Genomic DNA, 22,320 nt, shown 5'->3' on the forward strand with positions numbered 1-22,320 from the left:
ACGAACGTCGGCCACCGGGCCATCTCCCGCAACTCGCCCTCCGCGACCCACGCGTGCCAGGCGATCTCGTCCGGGTCGGGGGTGATGTCCGTACGACCGTGCTCGACCCTGCGGGCCTCCGCGCGCTCGGCCTCTCGACAACGACGCGCCCCTTCGGCTCACTCGCCGCGTAGCGCGAGGGAGTTGAAGAGGCGCGGTCTTGGTGTGGTCCGGGGTTGCGCCGGTACGGCGCCCTGTTCTCTTAGGGGCGCCGTGAACTGCTGCTTTTAGGGGCGCGGGGAACTGCGCGACCAGCCCCCACCGGGCCCGCAGCAAACACGCAACGGACCCAGCGGAGCTACTCGCTTCAGCGACCCTCGACCGGAACGAAGTCCCGCTCGACGACACCCGTGTAGATCTGCCGCGGACGCCCGATACGCGAACCGGGCTCCTTGATCATCTCGTGCCACTGGGCGATCCAGCCCGGCAGGCGGCCCAGGGCGAACAGGACCGTGAACATCTCGGTCGGGAAGCCCATCGCCCGGTAGATCAGGCCAGTGTAGAAGTCGACGTTCGGGTAGAGGTTGCGCGAGACGAAGTAGTCGTCCGACAGCGCGTGCTCCTCCAGCTTCAGCGCGATGTCCAGCAGCTCGTCGGACTTGCCGAGGGCCGAGAGGACGTCGTGCGCAGCAGCCTTGATGATCTTCGCGCGCGGGTCGAAGGACTTGTACACCCGGTGGCCGAAGCCCATCAGGCGGACGCCGTCCTCCTTGTTCTTCACCTTGCGGATGAAGGAATCGACATCGCCGCCGTTGGCCTGGATGCCCTCCAGCATCTCCAGGACCGACTGGTTGGCGCCGCCGTGCAGCGGGCCCCACAGCGCGTTGATGCCGGCCGAGATCGAGGCGAACATGTTGGCCTGCGAGGAGCCGACGAGGCGGACCGTGGAGGTCGAACAGTTCTGCTCGTGGTCCGCGTGCAGGATCAGCAGCTTGTCGAGCGCGGAGACGACGACCGGGTCGAGGTCGTACTCCTGGGCGGGGACCGAGAAGGTCATGCGCAGGAAGTTCTCGACGTAGCCGAGGTCGTTGCGCGGGTAGACGAACGGGTGGCCGATCGACTTCTTGTACGCGTACGCCGCGATCGTCGGAAGCTTGGCGAGCAGCCGGATCGTGGAGAGGTTGCGCTGCTTCTCGTCGAACGGGTTGTGGCTGTCCTGGTAGAAGGTGGACAGCGCCGAGACGACCGACGACAGCATCGCCATCGGGTGGGCGTCGCGCGGGAAGCCCTTGTAGAAGTTCTTGACGTCCTCGTGCAGCAGGGTGTGCTGCGTGATGTCGTTCTTGAACACGGTGAGCTCGTCGACGGTCGGCAGCTCGCCGTTGATCAGCAGATAGGCGACCTCCACGAACGTGGAGCGCTCGGCCAGCTGCTCGATCGGGTAGCCGCGGTACCGGAGGATGCCCTCCTCACCGTCGAGGTAGGTGATGGCGGATTTATAGGCGGCGGTGTTCCCATAACCGCTGTCCAGCGTCACCAGACCGGTCTGAGCACGGAGCTTCCCGATGTCGAAGCCCTTGTCGCCGACGGTGCTGTCGATCACCGGGTAGGTGTACTCGCCGTCGCCGAACCGCAGTACTACAGAGTTGTCGCTCACGTCATCCCTCACCGACGTTGTGCCTCTTCTTCGAGGTTGCCCTGACTGTCTCTACCATCCCCCATTTGGCGCAGGAGAGTGCACTCGGGGTCGACCATTGGGCCTATCGGCGGCACTCAGTGCCGCCAACTTGCCCATCCTGCCCCCTCCACCCCGCTGTCAGGAAGTGCTGTGTGACCTTCACGACTCATTTGATCGATCATTTTTTACGGTCAGTCGGAAGTCCAGTGCCGTGCAGCGCCGCCCCGCCGACACCGTACGCACGGCCTGTCCGATCGCCTTGCGCGAGCCGACCAGCACGACCAGCTGTTTCGCCCGGGTCACGGCCGTATACAGCAGGTTCCGCTGAAGCATCGTCCACGCGCTCGTGGTGACCGGGATCACGACGGCCGGATATTCACTGCCCTGCGAACGGTGAATTGTCACCGCATACGCGTGCGCCAACTCGTCCAGTTCATCGAATTCGTACGGAACCTCCTCGTCCTCGTCCGTCAGCACGGTGAGGCGCTGGTCCACCGGGTCGAGTGAGGTGACGACGCCGACTGTGCCGTTGAAGACGCCGTTCTCACCCTTGTCGTAGTTGTTGCGGATCTGGGTGACCTTGTCGCCGACTCTGAACACCCGCCCACCGAACCGCTTCTCGGAGACATCCGGCCGACCGGGCGTGATCGCCTGCTGCAACAGCCCGTTGAGGTTGCCCGCGCCCGCCGGTCCCCGGTGCATGGGCGCGAGCACCTGCACGTCCCGGCGCGGGTCGAGCCCGAACTTGGCCGGAATCCGGCGCGCGACCACGTCCACGGTGAGCCGGCCGACCTCCTCCGTGTCGTCCTCGACGAAGAGGAAGAAGTCCTTCATGCCGTCGGTGACGGGGTGTTGCCCGGAGTTGATCCGGTGCGCGTTGGTGATGACGCCGGACTGCTGGGCCTGCCGGAACACACGCGTGAGCCGCACGGCCGGGATCGGCCCGCCCTCGGCCAGCATGTCCCGCAGCACCTCACCGGCGCCGACGCTGGGGAGCTGGTCCACATCACCGACGAAGAGAAGGTGTGCCCCCGGGGGTACGGCTTTGACGAGCTTGTTGGCGAGGAGGAGATCAAGCATGGAGGCTTCATCCACTACGACGAGATCGGCGTCCAGGGGCCGGTCCTTGTCATAGGCGGCATCGCCCCCGGGCTTGAGTTCGAGGAGACGGTGAACGGTCGAGGCGTCGGCGCCGGTGAGTTCGGCAAGTCGCTTGGCGGCACGGCCGGTTGGGGCGGCGAGGACGACCTTGGCCTTCTTGGCGCGGGCAAGTTCGACGATCGAGCGCACGGTGAACGACTTGCCGCAGCCCGGCCCACCGGTGAGAACGGCGACCTTCTTGGTCAACGCGAGCCGTACGGCGGCTTCTTGCTCGGGCGCGAGCTCCACCCCGGTCCTCCCCTTCAACCACCCCAACGCCTTCTCCCAGGCCACGTCGTGGAAGCCGGGCATACGGTCTGCGGTCGTGTGCAGAAGGCGGCGGAGCTGGGCGGCGAGGGAGAGTTCGGCACGGTGGAAGGGGACGAGGTAGACGGCGGTGACGGGTTCGGAGTCGCCGTCGGGCCCGGGAACCTTCTCCCGTACGACACCGGGGTCGCCCGACTCCTCGTCCGGGAGGGCGAGTTCGGCGAGACACTCGATGACGAGCCCGGTGTCGACCTGGAGCAGCTTCACCGCGTCGGCGATGAGCCGTTCCTCGGGGAGATAGCAGTTGCCCTGGTCGGTGGCCTGCGAAAGGGCGTACTGAAGCCCCGCCTTGACGCGCTCCGGACTGTCATGGGGAATCCCGACGGACTGGGCGATCTTGTCGGCGGTGAGGAAGCCGATGCCCCAGACGTCGGAGGCGAGGCGGTACGGCTGGTTCTTGACGACGGAGATCGAAGCGTCGCCGTACTTCTTGTAGATCCGCACGGCGATGGACGTGGACACCTCGACGGTCTGGAGGAAGAGCATGACCTCCTTGATCGCCTTCTGCTCCTCCCAGGCCTCGGCGATCTTCTTGGTCCGCTTGGGCCCGAGCCCCGGAACCTCGATCAGCCGCTTGGGCTCCTCCTCGATGATCTGGAGGGTGTCCATGCCGAAGTGCTGGGTGATGCGGTCGGCGAAGACGGGTCCGATGCCCTTGACGAGACCGGAGCCGAGGTAGCGGCGGATGCCCTGGATGGTGGCGGGGAGGACGGTTGTGTAGTTCTCGACGGTGAACTGCTTGCCGTACTGCGGGTGGGACCCCCAACGCCCCTCCATACGGAGGGATTCGCCGGCTTGGGCGCCGAGGAGCGCGCCGACGACGGTCAGCAGGTCTCCGCCGCCTCGACCGGTGTCGACGCGGGCGACCGTGTAGCCGTTCTCCTCGTTGGCGTAGGTGATCCGCTCCAGGACACCTTCGAGGACGGCGAGGCGGCGCTCGTCTGTGGGGTTCCCCGGGGACGTCGGCTGGGTGGGCATGGGTCCGACGGTACCGGGAGGGTGTGACAGTGCTCAGGGGAGTCGGCGGAGGGGGTGCTGCTTGAGGGCTTCTACGAAGGTGGTGAAGGTGGGGGTGGGGAAGGTGAGCGTGGCCCTGGAGGGGGTTTTCGTGTCGCGGACCACTACGCGGGTCGGAGTGTTCGCGATCTCCACGCAACTGTTGCCGTCGCCCTCGCCGGAGTAGGACGACTTCCGCCAATGGTCAGGGGTGTCTATGGGGTGCCTCACAGCTCTTTGACCAGCCTGTGGATGAAGGCGGTGAAGGCAGGCGTGGGGAAGGTGAGGATGGCTCGGGCCGGGGTCTTTGAGTCGCGTATAGCTATGTGGGCGGGGCGGTTGGCGATCTCTACGCAGGAGTTGCCGTCCCCGGCGCCGGAGTACGACGACTTCCGCCAGTGGTCGCGGGTGTCCATGGGGCGCCTCACAGCTCTTTGACCAACCCGTTGATGAAGTCACGCGATCGCTCGGGGTCGAGTGACATGCCTTCTACTCTACGGAAGAGCGTTCGAAATACGCCGAGCTGAGCCTCGGAATCGATGAAGGCAGCGGCATGAGGCGCGTCCCCGACTGCCGTGTCTAGCCTGGGTACGGCACCGCCCGCCAGCATCGCGGCGGTCCAGGAACCGCCGAAGCCGTCCAGATCGAACGGGGTGACCCGCACAGTGACGCTGTCCGCCTCTGAGGCTTCGAGAAGGGCGGCGAGTTGGGCCCGGGAGGCGGCACGGTCGCTGACTCGGACACGAAGTGCCGCCTCATGGATGATCACTTGGTACGGCTTGAGGTCGGGACCTTCGAGAATCACCTTGCGCTGCATTCGGTGTCTCACGCGCAACTCCGCGTCTTCATGCGGGAGTTCAGGGATCCTGTCGGAGAAGATCGCGCGAGCGTAGGCCTCGGTTTGGAGCAGACCAGGGATGTACTGAAACTGGATCTCCCGGAGGAACACCGCATGGTGTTCCAACTCCGCCAGGTCGAGGAAGGACATGGGCAGGGATCCCCGGTACTCCTCCCACCAGCCTCGCGTCCGGTCGGTCGCCATGGCAACGAGGGCGTCGATGAACGCCTCATCCGTGGCTGCGTAGTTGGCCGCGAGCAGACGTAGCCGCTTTTCACTCACGCCCGCAAGGCCTGCCTCGATCTGACTGATCTGCGCCGGGCTCACTCCCAGCAGCGCCGCCCCCTCGCGGGCCGCGAGACCTGCCGCGTCGCGGAGTCTGCGCAACTCGACCGCCAGCCGCATCTGACGTGCCGTTGGCTCGCGCCTCAATGCCACGATCGCTCCTCCCCTGCGCGCCTTTGAGCGCGACTCGTTCGGGGGTCAGATTACGCGATCGGCTTGCAGAACTTAAAATACTAGGTCTACCGTCGGTGACGCGACGCACACACTGCGGAACCCCGGGACACCGGAAGCGCACCACTCCGTCCTGCCACGACGGCTGTGGCACTGCCACCGCCCGCGACACCCCGCAGTCCTCCGAAATCCCCACCACTGAGCCGGAGTTGCCGCATGCCCGAAAACCCGCCCGCGCCCTGGGAGTACTGCCTCCACATCCCGAACGACCTGCGCGCCGTCACCGTCAGCCGCCGTACCCTCCGCCTGATCCTGACCATGCACGGCCTGATCCGCCTGGCCGACACCGCCGAACTCCTCGCGACGGAGCTGATCGCCAACGCCGTACAGCACACGAAGGGATCCGCAGCGCTGCGGGTGGAGTGGGCGGCAGGGGTGCTGCGGCTCGGGGCCTGGGACGCCGATCCCGAACCGCCGGAGGCGCCACGGTCGTTGGAGGAACTCGGCGACTCGGAGGACGGTCGCGGTCTCGCACTCGTGCAGGCGTGTGCCGACGAGTGGGGGTGGCAGCCGCTGTCCCGAAACGGCAGGCGAGGCAAGCTCGTATGGTGCGAGCTTGCGGTAGCTTAAGGTGATGCTCCGCTGGAACTACCGTGCGGGGCAGGTCAGTTCGTGCCTTGCACGGTTCGGGGAGCACGTCACCAGGGCCAGGGACAGATACGCGGGGCGTTCGAGGTAGAACCCGAGCGAGACATCGGCCCCCGACTCCAGCCGCTCGGCAGCGGAGTTCACAAGTCGGGCCAGGCGGGTGGTGTCGCGCTGCGCTTCGGCAAGGAACCGGGGTGCGAACTCGGCCACCCGCTCCCCGAGCCATGACGCCGCCTCCTTCGCCTCGTCCCACGTGCCGCGAACCGACGAACGCGGCTTGATGAGCCAGTACGCCGTCTCCAACGGAGGCAGGTCCAACGTGGGGAATTCCGCGGTCACTTCGCGGTAGCGCTGGATCAGTTCCGGCTTGCTTCCGGCGGGTGGAGGCTCCGGATGCGGGGGTCGCCGTAGCGCCTCCTGGTCGAAACGCGCTTTCGGGCCGGTCCACAGATAGCCGTGGTGGTGCACCAGTCGTTCCCGTTTCGAGAAGTGCCGACCGGCCGAGCCGGGCCCAAGGGCTGGGATGGCAATGACCTCGGTCCGGCCGGCGGAGGGGGGTGGATCAGACGTTCAGACCGAACCGCGCCGGATCGATACCGGCTGCGTCCAACTCCCCCGTGGTGAACCGCAACGGCTCCGCGCCCGGCCGCTTGCTGTCGCCCAACGCCCAGGCGTCCTCAGCGATCCGGGCCAGGGTCACGCACCCTTCGGTGCAGGGGCCGCCGCCCGTGTCACGAGCGGGAGTTCATGGGTCGCCGTTCGATGTGCGAGCCTGTCAGTGGACCCCGCTCGCGTGGTCACGGATCTCCGTTGCGTGCCTCGCCGCCTGCGTAATGTCTCCGGCGTCCTTGGCCGCGTTGAGCTGCTTCCAGTTCGCGGCGCACACCTTGCAGCCGGGGGCCGGTACGCAGTCGAGCAGCCAAGCGTTGAAGCCGGTCGGCAGCTCCACCGGAATCGGATCGGGATACGTCTGCTGTTGCTCTGTGCCCATGGGACCAGGTTGAAAGCGGTGATGACCTTCGGGCTACGAACTTGTACGGACTTGCGCAGCGATCATGCGAGGTCGTCGAGAGCAGCGGTGATGAGTGACCTGGCCCGGGTGCCGTACACGGCGATGGCGGAGAGTTCGGCGAACGCTTTGGTGTACTCCGCGATCTCGCCGGGCTGCGTGACGGTCAGGTGCGCGGAGACGAGTTCCACGTTGACCTGTGCGTCGTCGTACACGGTGAAAGACTCCACCGGCCATCCGGCTCCGCGTGGCGTGCCCAGGGGGATCACGCCCAGGCTGACCGAGGGCAGCGACGCGACGGAGATGAGATGGCCGAGCGCTCCGGCCATGGTCGCGCTGTCGCCGATGACGGTACGCAGCACCCACTCCTCGACGAGCATCGCGAATCGATGGTCCCCGGTGTGAAGGACGCACTGTCGGTCCATCCGGACGGCCACAGCGTCGTCGATGTCGTCCGGCACATCCCGGAGTTGGGCCACGGTGCTCAGCACGGCACGCGTGTACGCGGCTGACTGGAGCAGGCCGGGAATCACCCAGGACTGGTAGACGCGGAAGCGGCGCGTGCGCTCGAACAGCGGCGCCACGGACTGCTGGACGCGCTTCAGGCCCGCCCGCTCCATACGTCGCCACTGGACGTAGGCACCCTCGATACCTCGTGCGGTGGCGATCAGGTCTGCGGTCTGTCCCTGAGCCGCGCAGAGCGTTGTGTAGGTTCGGATGTCCGCGTCGGACGGTGGTGTGTGTCCCCTCTCCAACCGCGAGCACTTCGACTCGTGCCAGTCGGCGAGCCGGGCCAGTGCACGCGCCGAAAGACCGGCGTCGTTTCGCATCTCGCGAAGACGCCGGCCGAGGGCCTCACGCGCTTGCTGGACACTTGATGATGACGTCACGCTTGGGATTCTCGATCAGGTGAGCCGGTAGTCCGCGTGTGGCACCGCCAAGTCCCACACGGCCTCGAACGCGTCCCCGCACAGCTTCACAACCGCCGGAGTGTCGGTGAACTCCTCGTCATCCGGCGCGAGTTCGCCATCACCGGCAAAGTGGTGGAAAACCACGGTGCCCGCGTCGAAGAGCCAGAAGTCATTGCCGGGCAGGGCCAGGCCTGACACATGGCGGCGCGGTAGCCAGCGAACTTGTTCGCCGACCTCTACGTTCGGGGCAGTCAGGTGGTGCTCGAACCTGATGTAGTCCGACACCGGCTCCGACACGATCCGGGCCCGCCGTACCTGTATCCCCTGGGCCACGAGATCGGCGACAAGTCTCAGCCACGGGCGACGCTCCGGGTCGCTGTCCGCCGGGTCGTCACGGACGCCGTTCTGCCAGGCGATGAATCTGGGGTCGGAGCGCATGTACCCGTCACGCATCTCCAAGTGCACGGCGGAACGGGTACAGCGCCTCAGCCGGTCCTCAAGAGTCGGCTGTGCCACCGCCGTTCACCTCCGGGAAGAACTGCACCATGCGCTTCGGGATCTCGATCACGTCCTCGTGACCGGGCAGGTCCAACTGCGTGCGCCGCCCCTCGTCGACCACCTTCCAACCCTGGACGAGATAGGTGCCCTTCTCGTCGTCCAGGTAGATGGTGGGCGACTTGCCGTCGGGGCTCTCCAGGTCCTGGCCTAGCTTGATCAGAGCCATCGCTGCCTCCTCGCATTGCCGGAACATCTGTTCCCGATCTTGCGTCCGACGCCACGTGGAGGCCAGGAACTTGCACAAACTTGCGCGAGAAGGGCCGTCCATACCCCCATCCCTCACATCACAATCCGGTCACACCCCCTTGTTAACTCCGATGTAATCGATTCCAATCCTCCATGTAATCGATTCCACGAGGAGGTGGAACGGCGATGGCGAGCATCAAGGACGTCGCCGCCGAGGCCGGGGTCTCCGTGGCCACGGTGTCGCGGGTGCTGAACGATCACCCGTCGGTCAGCGACGACGCACGCACCCGCGTGCTGGCCGCCGTAGACGCGCTGGACTACCGTCCGAACGCCGTCGCCCGGTCGTTGCGCACCGATCAGACCCGCACCCTCGGCCTGGTCATCAGTGACGTGCTGAATCCTTACTTCACCGAGCTGGCCCGTTCCGTGGAGGAAGAGGCCCGCGCCCTCGGGTACAGCGTCATCATCGGGAACGCCGACGAGCGGCCGGAGCTCCAGGACCACCACGTGCGGACGCTGCTGGACCGTCGTATCGACGGGCTCCTCGTCTCCCCCACCGACGGCGGCTCCCCGGGGATGCTGGACGCCGCCCGTGCCGGGACGCCCATGGTGTTCGTGGACCGGTGGATCCCGGGGCTCGACGTGCCCGTCGTGCGGGCCGACGGGCGGGCCGCGATCCGGGATCTCGTCGCGCATCTGCACCGGCTCGGGCATCGCAGGCTCGCCATCATCGCGGGCCCCGCCGCCACGACCACCGGCAGTGAGCGCGTCGCCGCCTTCCGGGACGCGCTCGCCGAGTACGGGATTCCGCTCCCCGACGCCTACATCGGGCAGGGCGACTTCCAGGCCGAGAGCGGGCGGCGGGTGACGGAAGGTTTCCTCGATCTGGCCGAGCCGCCCGAGGTCGTCTTCGCCACCGACAACCTGATGGCGCTCGGCGCCCTGGACGCCGTACGCGCGCGTGGGCTCCGTGTTCCCGAGGACCTCGCGCTGGCCGCGTTCGACGACATCCGGTGGTTCGTGCACACCGATCCGCCGATCACCGCGATCGCCCAGCCGACCCCCGAGTTGGGGCGGGCCGCCGTGCGCGCCCTCGTCGACCGGATCGAGGGGCGGGTGCCGGAGTCCGTCACCCTTCCCGCCCGGCTGGTCGTACGGCGTTCGTGCGGCGAGCCGCCCACCGGGCAGCCCCCCGTCCCCTCCCCCATCCACTCCTCTGTTCGAAGGAGCAAGTCGTGAGCAACGACGACGAGTTGCTGCGCATCGAGGGCATCCGCAAGACCTTCCCCGGTGTCGTCGCGCTGGACGGCGTCGACTTCGATCTGCGCCGGGGCGAGGTCCATGTGCTGCTCGGTGAGAACGGCGCCGGAAAGAGCACCCTCATCAAGATGCTCTCCGGTGCCTACCGTCCCGACGGCGGTCGCATCCTGGCCGGTGGCGAGGAGGTGCGCATCCACAGTGCGCAGGACTCCGCGCGGCTCGGGATCGCCACCATCTACCAGGAGTTCAACCTCGTTCCCGATCTGACGGTCGCCGAGAACATCTTTCTGGGACGGCAGCCGCGTCGGCTCGGGATGATCGACCGGAAGCGGATGGAGGCCGACGCCGCCGTACTGCTGGAGCGCGTGGGCGTGAATGTGTCGCCGCGGGCTCGCGTCCGTGAACTCGGTATCGCTCGGCTCCAGATGGTCGAGATCGCCAAGGCGCTCAGCCTCGACGCGCGCGTTCTGATCATGGATGAACCTACCGCCGTGCTGACCTCCGAGGAGGTCGAGAAGCTGTTCTCCATCGTGCGTCAACTGCGCGCCGACGGGGTCGGGATCGTCTTCATCACCCACCACCTCGAAGAGATCGCCGCCCTCGGTGACCGCGTCACCGTCATCCGGGACGGTCGGTCCGTCGGGCAGGTGCCCGCCTCCACCCCCGAGGACGAGCTCGTACGGCTCATGGTCGGGCGGTCCATCGAGCAGCAGTATCCGCGTCAACGGGCCGACACCGGCGGCGCGTTGCTCTCGGTCGAGGGGCTCACCCGGGACGGGGTCTTCCACGACATCAGCTTCGAGGTGCGGGCCGGTGAGGTCGTCGGGATCGCCGGGCTCGTGGGGGCGGGTCGTACCGAAGTCGTACGGGCCGTCTTCGGGGCGGACCCGTACGACCACGGGACCGTGAAGGTCGGCGGCTCCGCGCTGCGCGCGCACGACGTCAACGCGGCCATGACCGCCGGGATCGGGCTCGTGCCCGAGGACCGCAAGGGGCAGGGGCTCGTCCTCGACCAGTCCGTGGAGGAGAACCTCGGGCTCGTCACCATGCGGGCCGCCACCCACGGCGGGCTCGTCGACCTCAAGGGGCAGCGGGTCGCCGCCGCGCGGATCGCCGAGCAACTGGGCGTACGGATGGCCGGACTTGGGCAGCAGGTACGGACGTTGTCCGGCGGCAACCAGCAGAAGGTCGTCATCGGCAAGTGGCTCCTCGCCGACACCAAGGTGCTGATCCTCGACGAGCCGACGCGCGGGATCGACGTCGGCGCCAAGGTCGAGATCTATCAACTCATCAATGAACTCACGGCCGCCGGTGCCGCCGTGCTCATGATCTCCAGTGATCTGCCGGAGGTTCTCGGCATGAGCGACCGGGTGCTGGTGATGGCCCAGGGGCGTATCGCCGGTGAACTCTCCGCCGAACAGGCCACGCAGGACTCCGTGATGGCACTCGCCGTCAGCACACCGACCCAAACGACCACCGCTGAAGCGACTACCGCTGTGGAGGACCACCGTGGCCACTGACACGCTCAAGAGCACGCCGGGCGCGACGGGCGCGAGTGGCGCCTCCGGTATCCGTCGACTCCTGCTCGACAACGGCGCGTTGACCGCGCTCATCGTCCTCGTCATCGCCATGTCGGCGCTCTCCGGCGACTTCCTCACCACCGACAATCTCCTCAACGTCGGTGTGCAGGCGGCCGTCACCGCCATCCTCGCCTTCGGTGTCACCTTCGTGATCGTCTCGGCGGGCATCGACCTGTCGGTCGGTTCGGTGGCCGCCCTGTCCGCCACCGTGCTCGCCTGGAGTGCCACACAGCACGGCGTCCCGGTCTTCCTCGCCGTCGTCCTCGCGATCGCCACGGGTATCGCGGCCGGTCTGGTCAACGGTTTCCTCATCGCCTACGGCAAACTCCCGCCGTTCATCGCGACGTTGGCGATGCTGTCGGTGGCGCGCGGGCTGTCGCTGGTGATCTCGCAGGGCTCGCCGATCGCCTTCCCCGACTCGGTCTCGCACCTCGGTGACACGCTCGGCGGCTGGCTGCCGGTGCCGGTCCTGGTGATGATCGTGATGGGGCTCGTAGCCGCGTTCGTTCTCGGACGGACGTACATCGGGCGGTCCATGTACGCGATCGGCGGCAACGAAGAGGCCGCGCGGCTCTCGGGGTTGCGGGTCTCCAAGCAGAAGCTCGCGATCTACGCCCTGTCCGGTGTGTTCGCCGCCGCCGCGGGCATCGTCCTCGCCTCCCGGCTCTCCTCCGCGCAGCCGCAGGCCGCCGACGGTTATGAGCTGGACGCGATCGCCGCTGTCGTCATCGGCGGCGCCTCCCTCGCGGGCGGCACCGGCAAGGCGTCCGGCACGCTCATCGGCGCGCTGATCCTCGCGGTGCTGCGCAACGGCCTCAACCTCCTTTCCGTATCGGCCTTCTGGCAGCAGGTCGTCATCGGTGTCGTCATCGCGCTGGCCGTCCTGCTGGACACCGTGCGCCGTAAGGCGGGCGCAACTCCCGTCTCCGGTGCGGGCGTTGGCGGTGGCGGTGGCGGCAAGGGCAAGCAGGCGACGACCTACGCCCTCGCCGCCGTCGTCACCATCGCGATCGTCGGCGCGACCTCCTTCCTGCACAACGACTCCTCCACGACGTCCAAGCCCAAGCTCGGCCTCTCCCTCTCCACGCTCAACAACCCGTTCTTCGTGCAGATCCGGGCCGGTGCGCAGGCCGAGGCGAAGAAGCTGGGCCTCGACCTGACCGTCACCGACGCGCAGAACGACGCCTCCCAGCAGGCCAACCAGCTCCAGAACTTCACCAGTTCGAACTACGGCGCGATCATCGTCAACCCGGTGGACTCGGACGCGGCGAGCAACTCCGTGAAGGCCGCCGACAAGGCGAAGATCCCGGTCATCGCGGTCGACCGGGGCGTCAACAAGGCGGCCGTCGACACACTCGTCGCCTCCGACAACATCGCCGGCGGTGAACTCGCCGCCAAGACCGTCGCCGAGAAGCTGGGCGGCAGCGGCAAGATCGTCATCCTCCAGGGCCAGGCGGGTACTTCGGCGGCGCGCGAGCGGGCCGAGGGCTTCGCCAAGGGGCTCAAGGCCTACCCCGGCATCCAGGTCCTCGCCCAGCAGCCCGCCGACTTCGACCGCACCAAGGGCCTCGACGTGATGTCGAACCTGCTCCAGGCGCACCCCGACGTCCAGGGCGTCATCGCGGCCAACGACGAGATGGCCCTCGGCGCCATCAAGGCGCTCGGTTCCAAGGCGGGCAGGTCGGTCTCGGTCGTAGGCTTCGACGGCACGCCCGACGGGCTGACCGCCGTGAAGCAGGGGACGCTGTACGCGTCCGTGGCACAGCAGCCGAGCCAGTTGGGCAAAATCGCCGTGGACAACGCGCTGCGCGCGGCTCAGGGCAAGAAGGTGGAGACGACGGTGAAGGTGCCCGTGAAGGTGGTCACCAAGGAGAACGTCGCCGGTTTCACCGGCTGACGGCGGACCGGTCACCACACCAAGTCACCACTGTGGGGAGTCACTTCATGTACGACTACGACCTGCTGGTCGTCGGATCGGCCAACGCCGACCTGGTGATCGACGTCGAGCGGCGGCCGGGCGCCGGCGAGACGGTCCTCGGTTCCGACCTGGCCGTCCACCCCGGCGGCAAGGGCGCCAACCAGGCGGTCGCCGCCGCCCGGCTCGGTGCCAGTACGGTCCTGCTGGCCCGGGTCGGCGACGACGCGTACGGCAGGCTGCTGCTCGACTCGCAGCGGGCGGCCGGGGTCGACACGGTGGGTGTGCTGGTGGGCGGTGCGCCGACCGGGGTCGCGCTGATCACGGTCGATCCGTCCGGCGACAACAGCATCGTCGTGTCACCGGGGGCCAACGGGAAGCTGTTCCCGGTCGACATCCAGGCCGCCGCCTGCCTCTTCCACGCCTCCCGGGTGGTCTCCGTACAGCTGGAGATCCCGCTGGAGACGGTCGTGGAGGTCGTACGGAGTCTGGCGCCCGACAGCCGGTTCGTGCTGAACCCGTCGCCGCCGAGGCCGCTGCCGTCCGAAGTCCTGGCCGCCTGCGACCCGTTGATCGTCAACGAGCACGAGGCGCGGGTGATCCTCGGCGACGCGTGTGTGAGCGAGCGGCCCGAGGACTGGGCGCGGATCCTGCTGGCGAAGGGGCCGCGTTCGGTGGTCGTGACGCTGGGCGCGGAGGGCGCGCTGGTGGCCTCGCGGGAGGGGGTCACCCGGGTGCCGTCGGTGAAGGTGGACGCCGTGGACACGACGGGCGCGGGCGACGCGTTCACCGCTGCGCTGGCCTGGAAGCTGGGCACGGGCTCCGGTCTGGCGGAGGCGGCGGCGTACGCGGCGCGGGTCGGTGCGGTGGCCGTCACCCGGAAGGGCGCCCAGGACTCCTTCCCCACGGCGGACGAGGTCGCCGCGCTGTGAAGAAGGCAGGAATCCTCAACCGTCATCTCTCCGGCGCGCTGGCCGAGTTGGGGCACGGGGACGGGGTGCTGGTGTGCGACGCCGGGATGCCGATCCCGGCCGGGCCGCGGGTGGTGGACCTGGCGTTCCGGGCCGGGGTGCCGTCGTTCGCGGAGGTGCTGGACGGGCTGCTGGCCGAACTGGTGGTGGAGGGCGCGACGGCCGCACGCGAGATCCGCGGCGCCAACCGGGCCGCGACCGCCCTCCTCGACGACCGCTTCCCCGACCTGGACCTCGTCTCCCACGAGAAGCTCAAGGAACTGTCGGCGGGTGCGCGGCTGATCGTACGGACGGGCGAGGCGCGGCCGTACGCGAATGTGCTGCTGCGGTGCGGGGTGTTCTTCTAGAAGTATGACAGTTCGGGCGAATGCGTAACACTTCTACACTTCTACATTCGAGGGGGCCTGGTCCGTCGACCAAGCCCCCTCGGCTATTCCCCTCCAACATCAGGACCCCTCAAGATCCCCCCAGATCCCCCTCCAAGAGTCCCGATGCCAAGTAGGACCCGCGGACTCCGGGGAGGGTTGTACGCCGTCTTGAGAATTTTTCAAAACGGCCGCGAGCCGGTCTCCGGGTGCCAACCAATCGGGGCAGACGTAGCGTTTCAGGCATGAGCGAAGACTCTGCTACGACCTTCCAGGGCGCCGTCCTCGACGAACTGGGCGGCGAAAAGGTCCAGGAGATCGCGGGCCTGCTGGGGACGGACGAGGCGGGCGCCAGGGAGGTCGTCGGTACGACGGCCTCGGCGCTGTCCGGCGAGGCGGCGACCGTCGAGACACCCCAGGAGGCTCCCCTCCAGGGCGTGGCCACGCTCGGCGGCTTCGCGACCGGCGGGCTCATGGCGGGGGTGCTGGCCAAGGCGGCCAAGCCGGTGGCGAACGCGGTGGCCAAGAAGACGGGGCTGCCGCCGGCGACCGTCGCACGGGTCGTCGAGATGCTGATCCCGGTGGTGCTGACGGTGCTCACGAAGCGGGCGGCGAAGAAGAAGTAGCCCCTGCGGCACAGGGAGGGGCATGGGGGTACGGCATACTCCTGACCTCCTGCCCCACCCCGGATCGGACGGGGTGGGGCAGGGCTCAGGGGTGGGTCAGCGGACGGTGACCGAGACGCCCTTGGACACCGTGGCGCCATCCTTGACGCGCAGGACCGAGACGCCCTTCTTCTGGAACTTGTCGGTCAGCTTGTAGGCGCTGTGGTTGACCTTGGCCGTCACCGGCAGGGACTTCCAGGTCGCGCCCGACTTGACCTGGAGCGTCACCTTGGAGCCCTCCTTCAGACCGGTGGACTTGCCGGTGAAGGTCACCACGTCGCCGAGCTTCACGGTGGTGTGGTTGGCCTTGAGCGTGATGCTCGGCGCCGGGGCGGGCGCGGCGACGGCGGCGGTGGCACCGGCGGCGACGAGCGCGGCGGAAGCCAGGGAGACGGCGGCGATACGCACGTTCACAGATAACTCCTTGTTCGATTCCGAGAATTACTTCTCTTATGCGGCTCTCAGACTTCTCTCATGCGAGAGAAAGCCCGGCCTACCACGTTTCCGGGATTTCTCCCGGCCCCGCGGCGAGCACGATTCTATAGACACGACCTGGGGAGATACGGTTCCGGAAGACTCCGGAAAAGACGAATCGACAGCTCAATCACAGGAATTGCGGCCAATACACACGCGGTGATCTGCATTTATTAAAGAGACCTGTGTGAAGGCGACTCTCACATTCCGCCGCCGGACATGAAACTGCCCCGCAGGACGAATCGCCGATGCGGGGCAGAAGACTCAGACGGTGACGAACTGCCAATGCTGGGCGGCCGAACCGTCACAGGCCGCCAGCCTGGTCGCCACGGAATCGGCCGTACTGGAGCTCACCACCCACAGGCACTGCTGGTCGAGGAGCCGCGACCGGAGCTCGTTCCACTCGAACCCCGCGGGTACCGCCCGCCACTGCTGGCCGGTCGCGCCGGTGCAGGTGTTCACCACGGTGACGGTGAACAGGAACGGCTGCATGCACAGGCCGCTTTCCTTGCTCACCAGGTAGTAGTAGCCGTCGCCGGTGGACACCGCCGTCCACAGCTGGTTGTCCGTCCCGGTGCACCTGTACTGCTGGACCCCGGCCAGCGGTTTGGGGTCCTCACGCCTGACGTCCAGGCACTTGCCGCTGTTCTGGTTGACCACCTTGAAGTACGCGCCGGCCGGCGCGGGTGCGACCGAGCCCGCCGGTTCCGCACCGGCGGTGCCCGAGGCACCGATCACCACGAGCCCCAGGAGCACCAGGAGCGCCCCCGCGCGTCTACAGACACTGGACATGACCGTCTCATCCCCCCGTCGGACGGCCGCGACGGCTCCGTGCCCCCGCGTTGCCGGACCGTCCGTGGGCAGTGTGCGCCTGCCGCGAGTGGCCTGTCGCGCCGTGTTCCGGCGAACGGAACTGCCCCACCCCGCCGGAGCGGAGTGGGGCAGGACACGAGCGGGTCGCTCACAGGCTCATCGGATCACGTGCTCCACGAACCGTGCCGCCGTCTCCGCCAGGACCTCGCGGCCGTCCCGGGCCCACAGGCCGTCGTTGAACAGTTCGACTTCGATCGGGCCGGTGTATCCGGCGGCCTCGACGTACGCCTTCCACTCCCGCATGTCGATCGCGCCGTCCCCGATCTGGCCGCGGCCGTTGAGCACGCCCTCGGGCAACGGGGTGGTCCAGTCGGCGAGTTGGAAGGTGTGGATACGGCCGCCCGCGCCCGCCCTGGCGATCTGCGCCGGGGCCTGGTCGTCCCACCAGACGTGGTACGTGTCGACCGTGACGCCGACCTGCTGGGCAGGGAAGCGCTCGGCGAGGTCGAGGGCCTGGGTGAGTGTCGAGACCACGCAGCGGTCGGAGGCGAACATCGGGTGCAGCGGCTCGATGGCCAGCCGTACGCCCCGTTCCTCGGCGTAGGGCCCCAACTCACCCAGCGCGTCGGCGATCCGCTCCCGCGCGCCGTGCAGGTCCTTCGAACCGGCCGGGAGGCCGCCCGACACGAGCACGAGGGTGTCCGTGCCGAGCGTGGCCGCCTCGTCGACCGCCCGGCGGTTGTCGTCCAGGGCGTCGGCGCGTTCGGCCGGGTCCAGCGCCGTGAGGAAGCCGCCCCGGCACAACGTTGTCACCGCGAGGCCCGCGTCGCGGACCAGCTTCGCGGTGGCGTCCAGGCCGTACGACTGGACCGGCTCGCGCCACAGGCCCACGCCGGGGACGCCCAACTCCAGGCAGGCGTCGACCAGTTCGGGCATGCTCAGCTGCTTCACCGTCATCTGGTTGATGGAGAAGCGGGACAGCTCCGGATCGCTCACTGGGTCACTCCGTACAGGGCGAGCAGGTTCTTCATCCGTTCCTCCGCGAGCTTCGGGTCGGGGAACAGGCCCAGGCCGTCGGCGAGTTGGTAGGCGCGGGCGAAGTGCGGGAGGGAGCGGGCCGATTGGAGGCCGCCGACCATCGTGAAGTGCGACTGGTGACCCGCGAGCCAGGCCAGGAACACCACGCCCGTCTTGTAGAAGCGGGTGGGGGTCTGGAAGAGGTGGCGGGACAACTCGACGGTGGGGTCGAGGAGTTCACGGAAGCCTGCCGTGTTCCCGGTGTCCAGGACGCGGACCGCCTCCGCCGCCAGCGGGCCGAGCGGGTCGAAGATGCCGAGCAGGGCGTGACTGAAGCCCTGGTCGTCGCCCGCGATCAACTCGGGGTAGTTGAAGTCGTCGCCGGTGTAGCAGCGGACGCCCTGCGGCAGTCGGCGCCGGATGTCGATCTCCCGCTGAGCCTCCAGGAGCGACACCTTGATGCCGTCCACCTTGTCCGGGTGGGCCGCGATGACTTCGAGGAACGTGTCCGTGGCCGCGTCCAGGTCGGACGAGCCCCAGTAGCCCTCCAGCGCAGGGTCGAACATCGGGCCCAGCCAGTGCAGGACGACGGGTTCGGTGGCCTGGCGGAGGAGATGGCCGTAGACCTCCAGGTAGTCCTCGGGACCCTTCGCGACGGCCGCGAGCGCCCGCGAAGCCATCAGGATGGCCTGCGCGCCGGACTCCTCGACGAGGGCCAACTGCTCCTCGTACGCGGCCTGTACGTCGGCCAGGGTGCCGCCGGTGATCTGGTCGGTGCCGACACCGCAGGCGATACGGCCGCCAACGGCCTTGGCCTCCGCGGAACTTCGGCGGATCAGCTCGGCCGCGCCCGCCCAGTCCAGGCCCATGCCGCGCTGCGCGGTGTCCATCGCCTCGGCGACACCGAGCCCGTGCGACCAGAGGTGGCGGCGGAAGGCGAGGGTGGCGTCCCAGTCGACGGCGGCGGGCGAGTCGGGGCTGGTGTCGGCGAACGGGTCCGCGACGACGTGCGCCGCCGAGAACACCGTACGAGAGGTGAAGGGGGTGCCGGAGGTGACGGCGAAGGGTTCGGAGCGGGGCTCGTAGGAACTCAAGGCCCCCGACGCGTCCGGGAGTTGGATGGTCACAGCGAGATCTCCGGGACGTCGAGGCGGCGGCCCTCGGCGGAGGACTTCAGGCCCAGCTCGGCGAGTTGGACGCCGCGGGCGCCGGCCAGCAGGTCCCAGTGGTAGGGGGCGTCGGCGTAGACGTGGCGGAGGAACAGTTCCCACTGCGCCTTGAAGCCGTTGTCGAAGTCGGCGTTGTCGGGGACCTCCTGCCACTGGTCGCGGAAGACCTCGGTGGCGGGGATGTCGGGGTTCCACACCGGCTTGGGGGTGGAACTGCGGTGCTGGGCACGGCAGTTGCGCAGCCCGGCGACGGCCGAGCCCTCCGTGCCGTCGACCTGGAACTCGACGAGTTCGTCGCGGTTGACGCGGACGGCCCAGGAGGAGTTGATCTGGGCGATGGCTCCGCTGTCGAGTTCGAAGATGCCGTAGGCGGCGTCGTCGGCGGTGGCGTCGTAGGGCTTGCCGTTCTCGTCCCAGCGCTGCGGGATGTGGGTGGTCGCGATGGCCTGGACGGACTTCACGCGGCCGAACAGCTCGTGGAGGACGTACTCCCAGTGCGGGAACATGTCGACGACGATGCCGCCGCCGTCCTCCGAGCGGTAGTTCCACGACGGGCGCTGCGCGGCCTGCCAGTCGCCCTCGAAGACCCAGTAGCCGAACTCGCCCCGGATGGAAAGGATCCGGCCGAAGAAGCCGCCGTCGATGAGCCGCTTGAGCTTGAGCAGACCCGGGAGGAACAGCTTGTCCTGGACGACGCCGTGCTTGATGCCGGCGGCGTCGGCGAGGCGGGCCAGTTCGAGGGCGCCCTCGAAGTCGGTGGCCGTCGGCTTCTCGGTGTAGATGTGCTTGCCCGCGGCGATCGCCTTCTTGAGCGCCTCCTCGCGGGCCGAGGTGACCTGGGCGTCGAAGTAGATCTCGACGGTCGGGTCGGCGAGGACCGCGTCGACGTCCGTGGAGACGTTCGCCGGGTCGAGCCCGTGCTGCTCGGCAAGCGCCTTCAGCGCGTGCTCGCGGCGGCCGACGAGGATCGGTTCCGGCCACAGCACGGTTCCGTCGCCGAGGTCTAGACCACCCTGCTCTCGTAGTGCGAGGATCGAGCGGACGAGGTGCTGTCGGTAGCCCATACGCCCGGTCACGCCGTTCATGGCGATACGCACCGTCTTGCGTGTCACGTGTTTCCCTTCGTCCGCATACGTCTCAACAACGCAGCAAGCGCTTTCTATATATGCAGAAGCTAGCCTTTGCACATAGGTCTGTACAAGACCGTGATGGGGTCGAGTTGTTCGAGGGGGCGAACGGCGGGGGTGTATGGCCTTATCGTCTGCTCGGACGGGGGCTTCCTTTGGGCAGCCTGTGCACAACGGCGTACGACAAGATGCGCGACCGGAGGACGAACGACATGACGGTGACCCTGGCGGACGTGGCGGCCCGCGCCCAGGTCTCCCCCGCGACGGTGTCGCGCGTACTGAACGGCAACTACCCGGTCGCGGCCACCACCCGCGAGCGGGTGCTGCGGGCGGTCGACGAGCTGGACTACGTCCTCAACGGTCCCGCGAGCGCGCTCGCGGCGGCCACCTCCGACCTGGTCGGCATCCTGGTCAACGACATCGCCGACCCCTTCTTCGGGATCATGGCGAGCGCGATCCAGGCGGAGATCGGCGGGCCGGGCGGACGGGCGGGCGGGGAGCGGCTGGCTGTGGTGTGCAACACAGGGGGCTCCCCGGAGCGCGAACTGACCTATCTGACCCTGCTCCAACGGCAGCGGGCGGCGGCCGTCGTCCTGACCGGCGGCGCCATGGAGAACGCGCCGCACGCGGCCGCCGTCGCGGCGAAGCTGCGGAAGCTCGGGGAGGCCGGGACGCGGGTGGTGCTGTGCGGGCGCCCGCCGGCACCGGACACCGGGGCGTTCGCGCTGACCTTCGACAACCGCGGGGGCGGCCGTGAACTGACCGAGCACCTCATCGGCCTCGGCCACCGCCGCCTCGGCTACATCGCGGGCCCGGAGGAACGGACCACGACCCGGCACCGCCTGGAGGGCCACCGCGAGGCGCTGGCCGCGCACGGCATCGCGGAGGACCCCCGGTGGACCGTGCACGGCCGCTACGACCGCCGGTCCGGCTACGAGGCGACGCTCGAACTCCTGCGCCGCGACCCGTCGTTGACGGCCGTGGTCGCGGCGAACGACTCCGTCGCGGTGGGCGCGTGCGCGGCCCTGCGCGAGTCGGGGCGCCGCATCCCGGACGACGTCTCGGTCGCCGGTTTCGACGATCTGCCGTTCAGCGTGGACGCGGTGCCTTCTCTTACGACGGTGCGGTTGCCGCTGTCGGAGGCGGGCGCGCGGGCCGGGCGGATCGCGATGGGGCGCGAGGAGCCGCCGCCGGGCGGGATCGCCACGGTTCGCGGGGAGCTGATGGTGCGGGGCTCTTCGGGGGTGCCTCGGAAGTAGCGCGGCCGGGGCCACCGGAGGGGACCTACTTCTAAAAAGTGTGTCACTTTCGACGCAGAGTGACACACTTTTTCAGAGACCCCCCTACCCCCTCCCCCCACCCCGCCACGACGGCCGGCCTCGTTGTCAGTGCCTCCCCTTATCGTCCCGCCATGGTCTTCCCACTGCCCGACGAACTGTCCCTGTCCTCCGGTCGCTTCGAGCCCCGGGGGGAGGTGGAGGTCTGGTTCGCCGACGAACTGCCCGACGGCATCGCGGAGTTGTGGCCCCGGCTGCTGGAGCGGGCCGAGGTCAGCGGGCTGTATCCGTTCATCTGCTGGCGGGAGGCCCCTCACCGGCCCGAGGACGTGAGCGAGGTCGACGCGATTCGGCTCGACGCCGTGCTCGCGGCGGACTTCGCCGAGTACCGGCGCCGACGGCTCCCGTACTGGTCGAATCCGCCGGCGGCCGATGTCCTGCCTGACGACGACGATCCGGACGACATCGCACCCTGGCCGCACGATCCGGGGCCGCCCTTCGAGTCCTGGCCCGGTCTCGCGCCGGCCGAGCCGGTGACCGGTGCCGGACTGAGCCCCGCGGCGACCGCGGGGTGGGCCGTGGAGCAGCTGCTCCGCACCGAACCCTTCGTGGGCACCTGCCAGTTGGCCCTTGTGCCCGCCCGCCGCGGCGCGGACGTACCGGCGATCGTCGGGTGGTCGGCCGGGGGACCGCTTCCGCTGCTGTGCGCGCTGCTGCGGAGCTGGGAGGAACGGTTCGGGGCACGGGTCCTGTCCGGGTTCAGCGGTGCCCTGACCGTGTCGGTCGCCCGGCCGCCCCAGAACCTCGTGCAGGCGGAACGGCTCGCCCTGGAGCATGTGCTGACGACCGCCGACAGCATCGTGGACGATCCGCCGACCCCGTTCCCGGAGTACGCGAACGAACTCCCGGGACGATATCTGTGGCGGTTCTGGTGGGACTAGGAACTCACCATCGAAGTGGG

The 22,320-nt window shown here is 68.5% G+C and carries 24 protein-coding genes and 1 pseudogene; 9 read left to right on the forward strand and 16 right to left on the reverse strand.

The genetic code is table 11. The features are described 5' to 3' along the window. Positions 1-346: 346 nt before the first annotated feature. The 5 genes from ACWIHT_RS23030 to ACWIHT_RS23050 all read right to left on the reverse strand — a co-directional run bounded on the left by ACWIHT_RS23030 (position 347) and on the right by ACWIHT_RS23050 (position 5,396). Positions 347-1,636, reverse strand: coding sequence for a citrate synthase (locus ACWIHT_RS23030; protein ID WP_019065715.1), 1,290 nt, complete (start codon positions 1,634-1,636; stop codon positions 347-349). Between the two features lie 180 nt (positions 1,637-1,816). Then, entirely contained in the window at positions 1,817-4,102 is a 2,286-nt protein-coding gene (gene recD2, locus ACWIHT_RS23035; RefSeq protein WP_456170062.1) for an SF1B family DNA helicase RecD2, read from the reverse strand. A gap of 33 nt (positions 4,103-4,135) precedes the next feature. Beyond that, positions 4,136-4,339, reverse strand: coding sequence for a DUF397 domain-containing protein (locus tag ACWIHT_RS23040; RefSeq protein ID WP_456170376.1), 204 nt, complete (start codon positions 4,337-4,339; stop codon positions 4,136-4,138). Between the two features lie 8 nt (positions 4,340-4,347). Further along, a complete protein-coding gene (locus tag ACWIHT_RS23045; protein WP_456170064.1) occupies positions 4,348-4,536 on the reverse strand; it encodes a DUF397 domain-containing protein in 189 nt (62 codons plus the stop codon). A gap of 8 nt (positions 4,537-4,544) precedes the next feature. Further along, positions 4,545-5,396: a helix-turn-helix domain-containing protein gene (locus ACWIHT_RS23050; RefSeq protein WP_456170065.1), complete on the reverse strand. Its 852-nt coding sequence runs from the start codon at positions 5,394-5,396 to the stop codon at positions 4,545-4,547. 234 nt (positions 5,397-5,630) lie between these two features. Between ACWIHT_RS23050 and ACWIHT_RS23055 the strand changes: the two genes are divergently transcribed. Next, a complete protein-coding gene (locus ACWIHT_RS23055; RefSeq protein WP_456170066.1) occupies positions 5,631-6,044 on the forward strand; it encodes an ATP-binding protein in 414 nt (137 codons plus the stop codon). A gap of 18 nt (positions 6,045-6,062) precedes the next feature. Here the strand turns inward: ACWIHT_RS23055 and ACWIHT_RS23060 are convergent, their stop codons facing one another. The 6 genes and pseudogenes from ACWIHT_RS23060 to ACWIHT_RS23085 form a co-directional block, all read right to left on the reverse strand. Further along, entirely contained in the window at positions 6,063-6,530 is a 468-nt protein-coding gene (locus ACWIHT_RS23060) for a hypothetical protein (RefSeq protein ID WP_456170067.1), read from the reverse strand. 94 nt (positions 6,531-6,624) lie between these two features. Continuing rightward, positions 6,625-6,786 (reverse strand): annotated as a pseudogene (locus ACWIHT_RS23065) (DUF397 domain-containing protein); the annotation flags it as partial. A gap of 51 nt (positions 6,787-6,837) precedes the next feature. Beyond that, entirely contained in the window at positions 6,838-7,053 is a 216-nt protein-coding gene (locus ACWIHT_RS23070; protein ID WP_456170068.1) for a hypothetical protein, read from the reverse strand. 62 nt (positions 7,054-7,115) lie between these two features. After that, the gene (locus ACWIHT_RS23075) at positions 7,116-7,961 is read right to left on the reverse strand and encodes a helix-turn-helix domain-containing protein (protein ID WP_456170069.1); all 846 of its coding nucleotides are present in this window, start codon (positions 7,959-7,961) and stop codon (positions 7,116-7,118) included. A gap of 15 nt (positions 7,962-7,976) precedes the next feature. Next, positions 7,977-8,435 carry a DUF6879 family protein gene (locus ACWIHT_RS23080; RefSeq protein WP_456170377.1) on the reverse strand — a complete coding sequence of 153 codons (459 nt, stop codon included), beginning with the start codon at positions 8,433-8,435 and terminating at the stop codon, positions 7,977-7,979. Between the two features lie 43 nt (positions 8,436-8,478). Then, positions 8,479-8,706, reverse strand: a complete 228-nt coding sequence (locus ACWIHT_RS23085) for a hypothetical protein (protein WP_456170071.1) — start codon at positions 8,704-8,706, stop codon at positions 8,479-8,481. 206 nt (positions 8,707-8,912) lie between these two features. On the opposite strand from ACWIHT_RS23085, the gene ACWIHT_RS23090 reads away from it, so the two are divergent. The 6 genes from ACWIHT_RS23090 (at position 8,913) to ACWIHT_RS23115 (ending at position 15,443) form a co-directional block, all read left to right on the forward strand. After that, positions 8,913-9,965 carry a LacI family DNA-binding transcriptional regulator gene (locus tag ACWIHT_RS23090; protein ID WP_456170072.1) on the forward strand — a complete coding sequence of 351 codons (1,053 nt, stop codon included), beginning with the start codon at positions 8,913-8,915 and terminating at the stop codon, positions 9,963-9,965. Continuing rightward, positions 9,962-11,506: a sugar ABC transporter ATP-binding protein gene (locus ACWIHT_RS23095; RefSeq protein WP_456170073.1), complete on the forward strand. Its 1,545-nt coding sequence runs from the start codon at positions 9,962-9,964 to the stop codon at positions 11,504-11,506. Before ACWIHT_RS23090 ends, ACWIHT_RS23095 begins: the two co-directional genes overlap by 4 nt. Further along, on the forward strand, positions 11,496-13,463 hold the full coding sequence (locus ACWIHT_RS23100; protein ID WP_456170074.1) for an ABC transporter permease/substrate-binding protein: 1,968 nt from the start codon (positions 11,496-11,498) through the stop codon (positions 13,461-13,463). Before ACWIHT_RS23095 ends, ACWIHT_RS23100 begins: the two co-directional genes overlap by 11 nt. A 47-nt stretch (positions 13,464-13,510) precedes the next feature. After that, positions 13,511-14,413 carry a ribokinase gene (locus ACWIHT_RS23105; protein ID WP_456170075.1) on the forward strand — a complete coding sequence of 301 codons (903 nt, stop codon included), beginning with the start codon at positions 13,511-13,513 and terminating at the stop codon, positions 14,411-14,413. Then, positions 14,410-14,799, forward strand: coding sequence for a D-ribose pyranase (rbsD, locus tag ACWIHT_RS23110; protein ID WP_456170076.1), 390 nt, complete (start codon positions 14,410-14,412; stop codon positions 14,797-14,799). The genes ACWIHT_RS23105 and rbsD overlap by 4 nt, the downstream gene beginning before the upstream one ends. A gap of 263 nt (positions 14,800-15,062) precedes the next feature. Then, positions 15,063-15,443: a DUF937 domain-containing protein gene (locus tag ACWIHT_RS23115; RefSeq protein ID WP_456170077.1), complete on the forward strand. Its 381-nt coding sequence runs from the start codon at positions 15,063-15,065 to the stop codon at positions 15,441-15,443. 96 nt (positions 15,444-15,539) lie between these two features. Here the strand turns inward: ACWIHT_RS23115 and ACWIHT_RS23120 are convergent, their stop codons facing one another. The 5 genes from ACWIHT_RS23120 to ACWIHT_RS23140 form a co-directional block, all read right to left on the reverse strand. After that, entirely contained in the window at positions 15,540-15,896 is a 357-nt protein-coding gene (locus ACWIHT_RS23120) for a hypothetical protein (RefSeq protein WP_456170078.1), read from the reverse strand. A 324-nt stretch (positions 15,897-16,220) separates the two neighbouring features. Then, the gene (locus ACWIHT_RS23125; RefSeq protein WP_456170079.1) at positions 16,221-16,748 is read right to left on the reverse strand and encodes an RICIN domain-containing protein; all 528 of its coding nucleotides are present in this window, start codon (positions 16,746-16,748) and stop codon (positions 16,221-16,223) included. A gap of 177 nt (positions 16,749-16,925) precedes the next feature. Then, positions 16,926-17,726: a sugar phosphate isomerase/epimerase family protein gene (locus ACWIHT_RS23130; RefSeq protein WP_456170378.1), complete on the reverse strand. Its 801-nt coding sequence runs from the start codon at positions 17,724-17,726 to the stop codon at positions 16,926-16,928. A 35-nt stretch (positions 17,727-17,761) separates the two neighbouring features. After that, positions 17,762-18,913, reverse strand: a complete 1,152-nt coding sequence (locus ACWIHT_RS23135; RefSeq protein ID WP_456170080.1) for a dihydrodipicolinate synthase family protein — start codon at positions 18,911-18,913, stop codon at positions 17,762-17,764. Next, complete coding sequence (locus ACWIHT_RS23140) at positions 18,910-20,067, reverse strand: Gfo/Idh/MocA family protein (RefSeq protein ID WP_456170082.1); 1,158 nt, start codon at positions 20,065-20,067, stop codon at positions 18,910-18,912. Before ACWIHT_RS23140 ends, ACWIHT_RS23135 begins: the two co-directional genes overlap by 4 nt. A gap of 227 nt (positions 20,068-20,294) precedes the next feature. Between ACWIHT_RS23140 and ACWIHT_RS23145 the strand changes: the two genes are divergently transcribed. Both ACWIHT_RS23145 and ACWIHT_RS23150 read left to right on the forward strand, forming a co-directional pair. After that, entirely contained in the window at positions 20,295-21,341 is a 1,047-nt protein-coding gene (locus tag ACWIHT_RS23145) for a LacI family DNA-binding transcriptional regulator (RefSeq protein WP_262058020.1), read from the forward strand. 152 nt (positions 21,342-21,493) lie between these two features. Next, complete coding sequence (locus tag ACWIHT_RS23150) at positions 21,494-22,300, forward strand: DUF4253 domain-containing protein (RefSeq protein WP_456170083.1); 807 nt, start codon at positions 21,494-21,496, stop codon at positions 22,298-22,300. Positions 22,301-22,320 lie beyond the last annotated feature (20 nt).

Source organism: Streptomyces sp. NPDC002276 (assembly GCF_053891435.1).

Coding starts and splice junctions, on each gene's coding strand:
- recD2 (WP_456170062.1), bottom strand. CDS start 4,102: ATGCCCACCCAGCCGACGTCCCCGGGGAACCCCACAGACGAGCGCCGC.
- ACWIHT_RS23045 (WP_456170064.1), bottom strand. CDS start 4,536: ATGGACACCCGCGACCACTGGCGGAAGTCGTCGTACTCCGGCGCCGGG.
- ACWIHT_RS23055 (WP_456170066.1), top strand. CDS start 5,631: ATGCCCGAAAACCCGCCCGCGCCCTGGGAGTACTGCCTCCACATCCCG.
- ACWIHT_RS23070 (WP_456170068.1), bottom strand. CDS start 7,053: ATGGGCACAGAGCAACAGCAGACGTATCCCGATCCGATTCCGGTGGAG.
- ACWIHT_RS23080 (WP_456170377.1), bottom strand. CDS start 8,435: ATGCGTGACGGGTACATGCGCTCCGACCCCAGATTCATCGCCTGGCAG.
- ACWIHT_RS23085 (WP_456170071.1), bottom strand. CDS start 8,706: ATGGCTCTGATCAAGCTAGGCCAGGACCTGGAGAGCCCCGACGGCAAG.
- ACWIHT_RS23090 (WP_456170072.1), top strand. CDS start 8,913: ATGGCGAGCATCAAGGACGTCGCCGCCGAGGCCGGGGTCTCCGTGGCC.
- ACWIHT_RS23105 (WP_456170075.1), top strand. CDS start 13,511: ATGTACGACTACGACCTGCTGGTCGTCGGATCGGCCAACGCCGACCTG.
- ACWIHT_RS23115 (WP_456170077.1), top strand. CDS start 15,063: ATGAGCGAAGACTCTGCTACGACCTTCCAGGGCGCCGTCCTCGACGAA.
- ACWIHT_RS23125 (WP_456170079.1), bottom strand. CDS start 16,748: ATGTCCAGTGTCTGTAGACGCGCGGGGGCGCTCCTGGTGCTCCTGGGG.
- ACWIHT_RS23130 (WP_456170378.1), bottom strand. CDS start 17,726: ATGACGGTGAAGCAGCTGAGCATGCCCGAACTGGTCGACGCCTGCCTG.
- ACWIHT_RS23145 (WP_262058020.1), top strand. CDS start 20,295: ATGACGGTGACCCTGGCGGACGTGGCGGCCCGCGCCCAGGTCTCCCCC.
- ACWIHT_RS23150 (WP_456170083.1), top strand. CDS start 21,494: ATGGTCTTCCCACTGCCCGACGAACTGTCCCTGTCCTCCGGTCGCTTC.